This is a genomic window from Acidovorax sp. FJL06, from assembly GCF_003852545.1.
Taxonomy (GTDB): domain Bacteria; phylum Pseudomonadota; class Gammaproteobacteria; order Burkholderiales; family Burkholderiaceae_C; genus Acidovorax.
Genome location: NZ_QAJR01000001.1, coordinates 241,672 through 248,369 on the forward strand (window position 1 = coordinate 241,672; position 6,698 = coordinate 248,369).

The window sequence follows — 6,698 nt, forward strand, 5'->3', positions numbered from 1 at the left end:
GCGCTAGGGGAAGGGGGACGCAGCCAGCGCGGCGGGGCGGCCCTTGCGCGGCTGCCCGCGCATGGTGCGCGCCAGTTTCACGCGCTGCGGGTGATTCACAGCACAACGGATAACTGAGATGGCCACTCCCCTCGTCTTCATCACCGGCGCCTCCAGCGGCATCGGCCAGGCGCTCGCCCTGCGCTTTCACCGGGCGGGCTACCGGCTGGCCCTGGCCGCGCGCCGCACGGAAGAGGTAAAAACATGGGCTATCGCTCAAGGGATAAGCGCCGATAGCTATGAAATTTATAGTTCTGACGTGGCGGTGATCGACAGCATCGTGGCGGCGGGGCGCGACTGCCTGGCGCGCCAGGGCGTGCCCGACGTGGTGGTTGCCAACGCCGGCATCAGCGTGGGCATGGACACGGCCGTGCGCGGCGACATCGACGTGATGGCGCGCACCTTTGCCACCAACAACATCGGCATGGCCGCCACCTTCCAGCCCTTTGTGGATGGCATGGTGCAGCGGGGCAGCGGCACCCTGGTGGGCATCGGCAGCGTGGCCGGCATCCGGGGGCTGCCGGGGCACGGCGCCTACTGCGCGAGCAAGGCGGCCGCCATCAGCTACTGCGAAAGCCTGCGTGGCGAAATGCGCCCGCACGGCGTGCGGGTGGTCACGATCTCGCCCGGCTACATCGACACGCCGCTCACCCAGAAAAACCGCTACGGCATGCCCTTCCTGATGCAGCCCGGGGATTTTGCCGACCGCGCCTACCGGGCCATCACGGCGGGCGTGAGCTACCGGGTCATCCCCTGGCAGATGGGCGTGGTGGCCAAGCTGATGCGCCTGCTGCCCAACGCCGTGTTCGACAAGCTGCTGGCCGGGCGCCCGCGCAAACGCCGAATAGACGAGTAGACGAGTAGCTCCTCTGAGGCGCTGCGCGCCCTCCCCCAAGGGGGGGCGCTCCCAGCGCCCGCAAGCGAAGGCGCCGCATGCGCTGCTTGGCGGCCCTTGCGCGGGAGCGCTGGCCGGTGCAGCGCCAGTTTTGAAGGCGGTGGGCTATTTCAGCTTCGCCAAGGCTTGGCAGGGTTCTATGCCCTTCACATCGCGGCATGAAAAAAGCCCCCGAAGGGGCTTCTCTCAAAAAAACCGGATGGAGGGCTCAGTAACCGCCGTTGCCACCACCGCCGTAGCCCCCGCCGCCACCATTGCGACCGCCGCCACCGCCGTTGCGGGAGCCGGAGCCGTAGGGGCTGCGGAAACCGCCTTCGCTGCGGCCGCCACCACCACCACCATAACCGCCGCCGCCCTCGCGGCCACCGCCACCATAGCCACCACCGCCGCCTTCACGGCCGCCGCCGTAACCGCCACCACCACCACCACTGCGGCCACCGCCGCCGTAGCCACCACCACCGCCGCCAAAACCACCACTGCGGGGGGGGCGGGGCTCCATGGGGCGGGCTTCATTGACCACGATGCTGCGGCCGCCCAGGGGCTGGCCGTTCATGCCGTTGATCGCGGCCTGGGCTTCTGCGTCGCTGCCCATTTCCACAAAGCCAAAGCCCTTGGAACGGCCCGTGTCGCGCTCCATCATGACCTTGGCACTGGTGACCGCGCCGAATTGGCCAAAAGCCTGTTCCAGGTCGCTGTCGCGCACGGAGTAAGGCAGGTTGCCGACGTACAGTTTGTTGCCCATCGAGGGACTCCTCAAAAACACATGGATAAAGCGATGGAGTCCCGAAAACGCAGCCAGCTAATCTCAATGACGCTCTCAGCGCGAAACTGACGGATCACCGCAAACTTGGAAAGCGAGAAAACCCCGCCAACCCATTATGCGCCACACTTTTGTGGAAAAAGCAAGCGGCGATGCGCGCTGTGGCGCCCATGCTGCGCGGGCGCAAGGAATGCGCCCACGCTCCGCTGCGGCGCGGACCGGGCCTGCAGGGGGCGCTTTGCTCTGGGCGGGGCTGCCCGGCCATAAAAAAAGGAGCCCGAAGGCTCCTTGTTTTGCCATCAGCAGGCGCGAAGGCCTGCCGAAAAGGACTTTTTAGTAGCTGCCGCGGCCACCGCCGTAGCCGCCACCGCCGCCTTCACGGCCACCGCCGTAGCCGCCGCCACCATAGCCGCCGCCACCGCCGCTACGGCCACCGCCGTAACCGCCGCCGCCATTGCCGCCACCGAAGCCACCGCTACGGGGAGCGCGGGGCTCCATAGGACGGGCTTCGTTGACCACGAGGTCACGGCCGCCGAAGTTTTGGCCATGCACGCCTTGGATGGCGGCTTGGGCTTCAGCATCGCTGCCCATTTCGACAAAGCCGAAACCCTTGGAGCGGCCGGTGTCGCGCTCCATCATGACCTTGGCGCTGCCCACGGAGCCGAACTGGCTGAAGGTTTGTTCCAGATCTTGGTCGCGGAAGGAATAGGGCAGGTTGCCCACGTAGAGTTTGTTGCCCATGAAGGACTCCTGAAAAAACATGAAAACGCGATGGAGCCCGACGCAATCAACAAACCTGTGACGACTTCAAAGACGCGAAACTGACCAATCACCGCTAAGTTAGCTGCCCCTCTGCTAGCAGAAGAGCGAAGCCATTATCAATCACTTTATGGGAGGCGTGGGGGTTTATTTCTGGGCCGGATGCCCCAAAACAGGCGAATGGCGTGGTTTTGCGGCCAATCCCCGGGCAAACCATAGGGTAAAATCAGGGGGTCTTTGGGGAGTAGCCCGCCCGGCTGTGCAATGCGCCGGGGGCATGCGTCAACAAACTTGGGTTCGGTGAACCTATGGTGCATGCGGTTTTTTGAACTGGGCGAGACCATTGACTGCATGCCGATCCAATGGCCGGAGTCGGGGTGCAGTCAATGCGTTCTACAACAATCCGGCCGGATTGACCCCACAAAATGGAAGCCTTCTTCGTATCGACCGCCATCGTCGCCCTTGCCGAGATGGGCGACAAAACCCAACTGCTCGCCCTCGTGCTCGCTGCGCGGTTCCGCAAACCCTGGCCCATCGTGCTGGGCATCCTGGTCGCTACCCTAGTCAACCATGGCCTGGCGGGTGCCGTGGGCGCCTGGGTGACCACCTTCGTGGGGCCGCAGGTGCTGCGCTGGATTCTGGGCGCTTCGTTCATCGCCATGGCCGTGTGGATGCTGATTCCCGACAAGCTCGATGAGGGGGAGGCCGATGGCGCACCGCGCTGGGGTGTGTTCGGCACCACCGTCGTGGCGTTTTTCCTGGCCGAGATGGGCGACAAGACGCAGATCGCCACCGTGATGCTGGCCGCGCAGTACAACGCCTACTTCTGGGTGGTGGCGGGCACCACGCTCGGGATGATGATCGCCAACGCGCCCGTGGTCTGGCTGGGCGAGCGCATCACGCGCCGCGTGCCGATCCGCGCAGTGCACCTGGTGTCGGCCGTGATCTTCCTGGTGCTGGGGCTGCTGGCGATCTTTGCGCCCACGGGCGCCTGACGGACACAGCGGCAGGCGCTTTTGGTATATTTGCCGAACGCGCCGATTTGCCACAGCTTGCGGGCGCTTTATAAATCCTGCTAAAGACCCGTCCGACATCCCTGCCCGGCCTCGTTTTTAGCGACGCCGGGTTTTTTTATGTCGTTTTTTGCCACGCCCCAGTCCATGCACTTTCCGGAGGTCCTGCCGCTGCAAAGCGGTGCGTCCCTGCGCGACTACCACCTGGCCTACGAGACCTACGGCACGCTCAATGCCGACCGCTCCAACGCGGTGCTCGTGTGCCACGCCCTCAATGCCTCGCACCATGTCGCGGGCGTCTACGCCGGGCAGGACAAGAGCGAGGGCTGGTGGGACAACATGATCGGCCCCGGCAAGCCCGTGGACACCGACCGCTTCTTCGTGATCGGCGTGAACAACCTGGGCTCGTGCTTCGGCTCCACCGGGCCCATGCACACGCACCCGGACACTGGCGAGGTCTATGGCGCGGATTTCCCCGTGGTCACGGTGGAAGACTGGGTCAACGCCCAGGCCCGCCTGCTCGACCGGCTGGGCATCCTGCAACTGGCCGCTGTGCTGGGCGGCAGCCTGGGCGGCATGCAGGCATTGAGCTGGACGCTGCAGTACCCCGAACGCATGCGCCATGCGGTGGTGGTGGCCAGCGCGCCCAACCTCACGGCCGAGAACATCGCCTTCAACGAAGTGGCCCGCCGCGCCATCGTGACCGACCCGGACTTCCACGGCGGCCACTTCTACCGCCATGGCGTGATCCCCAAGCGCGGCCTGCGTATTGCCCGCATGATTGGCCACATCACGTACCTGAGCGACGACGTGATGAACGAGAAGTTTGGACGCCAGCTGCGCGAAGGCCTGGAGCTGAAATACAGCACCCAGGACATCGAATTTCAAATTGAAAGCTACCTGCGCTACCAGGGCGACAAGTTCAGCGATTACTTCGACGCCAACACCTATTTGCTCATCACCCGCGCGCTCGACTACTTCGACCCGGCCCGCGTGCATGGCGGCAACCTCACGCGCGCTCTGGCCCGCGCCACGGCGAAGTTCCTGCTCGTGAGCTTCACCACCGACTGGCGCTTTTCGCCCCAGCGCAGCCGCGAGATCGTCAAGGCCTTGCTCGACAACCGCCGCAGCGTGAGCTACGCCGAGATCGACGCTCCCCATGGGCATGATGCCTTCTTGCTCGATGACGCGCGCTACATGGGCGTGATGCGCTCCTATTTCGATAGCATTGCCAAGGAGGTGCAGCCATGACCGAAAAAGCGGCGATGCAAGCCCTGGCCCGCCTGGTGCCCACGGGCAGCCGCGTGCTCGACCTGGGCTGCGGCAACGGCGCCATGCTCGACTACCTGCAGCGCGAACGCGGCTGCAGCGGCTATGGCGTGGAGATTGACGACGCCAACGTGCTCGCTTGCGTGCAGCGCGGCGTGGATGTGATCCAGCTCAACCTCGACGAGGGCCTGGCCCTGTTCGACGACAACAGCTTCGACGTGGTGCTGCAGATCGACACGCTGCAGCACCTGCGCAATGCCGAAACCATGCTGCGCGAGACCGCGCGCGTGGGCCGCACCGGCGTGGTGGCCTTCCCCAACTTTGCGCACTGGCCCAACCGCCTGTCCATCCTGCGCGGGCGCATGCCCGTCACCCGGCGCCTGCCCTATCAGTGGTACGACACGCCCAACATCCGCGTGGGCACCTACAAGGACTTCGAGGTGCTGGCCACCAAGAACAGCCTGCGCATCCTCGATGCCTTCGGCCTGCAGGAAGGACAGGAAGTGCGCTGGCTGCCCAACGCGCGCGCGGGCACGGCCGTCTTCCACTTCGAACACGCCTAGCCAGTCCGCCTGCACGACACGCCACTGTCAAGTGCATCGGCTAAGGTGCGGGTTCCGCATGGAGGAGACCCGCATGAAACGCATTGCACTGCGCGCCGTGACCGCCGCCGCGCTGCTCACCACCTGGGCGCTGGGCGCCGTGGCCCAGGCCTGGCCGCCCACCCCCACCGTCATCGCCCACCGGGGCGCCTCGGCGCTGCGGCCCGAGCACACGCTGGCCGCGTACCAGAAGGCCATTGACGATGGCGCGGACATCATCGAGCCCGACCTGGTGATCACCAAGGACGGCGTGCTGGTGGCCCGGCACGAGAACGCCATCGCCATCTTGAACGCCGACGGATCGGTGAAGGAAGCCACCACCGACGTGGTGGACCGCCCCGAGTTCGCCGCGCGCAAGGCCACCAAGACCATCGACGGCCAGGCGATCACCGGCTGGTTCACCGAAGACTTCACGCTGGCCGAGCTGAAAACCCTGCGCGCCCGCGAGCGCATCCCCGTGCAGCGTCCGGCCAACGTGGCCTACAACGGCCAGTTCGAGGTGCCCACGCTGCAGGAGGTGATCGACCTGGCCAAGGCGGCAACCGCCAATCCCGACCGCAAGGGCCGGATAGTGGGCATCTACCCCGAAACCAAGCACCCCACCTACTTCCAGTCCATCGGTCTGCCGCTGGAGGCACCGCTGCTGGCCGTGCTGGAGAAGAACGGCTGGAACCACCAGAACGCACCCGTGTTCGTGCAGTCTTTCGAGGTGGCCAGCCTGCAGGCCATCCGCAAGCAAAGCAGCTTGCGCCTGGTGCAGTTGGTGGCGCCCTCGGGCCGGCCCTATGACTTCGTGGCCCAGGGCGCGGCCAACACGCGTGCCTATGCCGACCTGATCACGCCCGAAGGCCTGCAGCAGGTGGCCACCTACGCCAACGCCATCGGCCCGTTCAAGACCCTGGTGGTGCCGGTCAAGGACGGCCTGCCCGGCGAACCCACGGGTCTGGTGGAGCGCGCCCGCGCCGCCGGCCTGGCCGTGCACATCTGGACGCTGCGGCCTGAAAACGCCTTTTTGCCCGCGGGCCTGAAGAAGGCGCCCGCCAGCGACGGCACGCAGCGCGGCGACAGCGTGGCCGAGATCACCGCCTACCTGCGCGCGGGCATTGACGGCTTCTTCACCGACGACCCGGCCGTGGGCCGCGCGGCGGTGCAGGCCTTCACACCGTCGTTGAAGAAGTAGCCGAGGGCGCTGCGCCGGGCCCCCGGCTCTGGCCTGGGGCGTGGTGCCCGTGCGGTGGGCGGGTTCTCCGATGCGCATGGGCGGTCCTGCCCAGGGGCGGTTGGTTTGCTATGAAAATGGGAGCTGGTTGCGCTGGTTCATCAAGCCCTGGATCCCGATTTTGCCTGATTAGCGACTTACC

7 protein-coding genes and 1 riboswitch are annotated in these 6,698 nt (G+C 65.9%); of the genes, 5 read left to right on the top strand and 2 right to left on the bottom strand.

Translation table 11 applies throughout. From position 1 onward, the window contains the following. Nucleotides 1–118 precede the first annotated feature (118 nt). Nucleotides 119–895 carry an SDR family oxidoreductase gene (locus tag DBV10_RS01055; RefSeq protein ID WP_124509740.1) on the top strand — a complete coding sequence of 259 codons (777 nt, stop codon included), beginning with the start codon at nucleotides 119–121 and terminating at the stop codon, nucleotides 893–895. Nucleotides 896–1,142: 247 nt separating this feature from the next. Here the strand turns inward: DBV10_RS01055 and DBV10_RS01060 are convergent, their stop codons facing one another. Both DBV10_RS01060 and DBV10_RS01065 read right to left on the bottom strand, forming a co-directional pair. Further along, nucleotides 1,143–1,676 carry an RNA-binding protein gene (locus tag DBV10_RS01060; RefSeq protein ID WP_124509742.1) on the bottom strand — a complete coding sequence of 178 codons (534 nt, stop codon included), beginning with the start codon at nucleotides 1,674–1,676 and terminating at the stop codon, nucleotides 1,143–1,145. Nucleotides 1,677–2,027: 351 nt separating this feature from the next. After that, the gene (locus DBV10_RS01065) at nucleotides 2,028–2,435 is read right to left on the bottom strand and encodes an RNA-binding protein (protein WP_124509744.1); all 408 of its coding nucleotides are present in this window, start codon (nucleotides 2,433–2,435) and stop codon (nucleotides 2,028–2,030) included. A 245-nt stretch (nucleotides 2,436–2,680) separates the two neighbouring features. Beyond that, nucleotides 2,681–2,857, top strand: a riboswitch (yybP-ykoY riboswitch). A 21-nt stretch (nucleotides 2,858–2,878) separates the two neighbouring features. Here DBV10_RS01065 and DBV10_RS01070 point away from each other — a divergent pair. From DBV10_RS01070 to DBV10_RS01085, 4 genes are all read left to right on the top strand, one after another. Further along, the gene (locus DBV10_RS01070; protein ID WP_124509746.1) at nucleotides 2,879–3,448 is read left to right on the top strand and encodes a TMEM165/GDT1 family protein; all 570 of its coding nucleotides are present in this window, start codon (nucleotides 2,879–2,881) and stop codon (nucleotides 3,446–3,448) included. Between the two features lie 138 nt (nucleotides 3,449–3,586). Beyond that, the gene (locus tag DBV10_RS01075; protein WP_124509748.1) at nucleotides 3,587–4,717 is read left to right on the top strand and encodes a homoserine O-acetyltransferase; all 1,131 of its coding nucleotides are present in this window, start codon (nucleotides 3,587–3,589) and stop codon (nucleotides 4,715–4,717) included. Further along, complete coding sequence (gene metW / locus DBV10_RS01080) at nucleotides 4,714–5,298, top strand: methionine biosynthesis protein MetW (RefSeq protein ID WP_124509750.1); 585 nt, start codon at nucleotides 4,714–4,716, stop codon at nucleotides 5,296–5,298. Before DBV10_RS01075 ends, metW begins: the two co-directional genes overlap by 4 nt. 73 nt (nucleotides 5,299–5,371) lie before the next feature. Beyond that, complete coding sequence (locus DBV10_RS01085; protein WP_124509752.1) at nucleotides 5,372–6,517, top strand: glycerophosphodiester phosphodiesterase; 1,146 nt, start codon at nucleotides 5,372–5,374, stop codon at nucleotides 6,515–6,517. Nucleotides 6,518–6,698 lie beyond the last annotated feature (181 nt).

Coding starts and splice junctions, on each gene's coding strand:
- DBV10_RS01060 (WP_124509742.1), bottom strand. CDS start 1,676: ATGGGCAACAAACTGTACGTCGGCAACCTGCCTTACTCCGTGCGCGAC.
- DBV10_RS01075 (WP_124509748.1), top strand. CDS start 3,587: ATGTCGTTTTTTGCCACGCCCCAGTCCATGCACTTTCCGGAGGTCCTG.
- DBV10_RS01085 (WP_124509752.1), top strand. CDS start 5,372: ATGAAACGCATTGCACTGCGCGCCGTGACCGCCGCCGCGCTGCTCACC.
- DBV10_RS01055 (WP_124509740.1), top strand. CDS start 119: ATGGCCACTCCCCTCGTCTTCATCACCGGCGCCTCCAGCGGCATCGGC.
- DBV10_RS01070 (WP_124509746.1), top strand. CDS start 2,879: ATGGAAGCCTTCTTCGTATCGACCGCCATCGTCGCCCTTGCCGAGATG.
- DBV10_RS01065 (WP_124509744.1), bottom strand. CDS start 2,435: ATGGGCAACAAACTCTACGTGGGCAACCTGCCCTATTCCTTCCGCGAC.
- metW (WP_124509750.1), top strand. CDS start 4,714: ATGACCGAAAAAGCGGCGATGCAAGCCCTGGCCCGCCTGGTGCCCACG.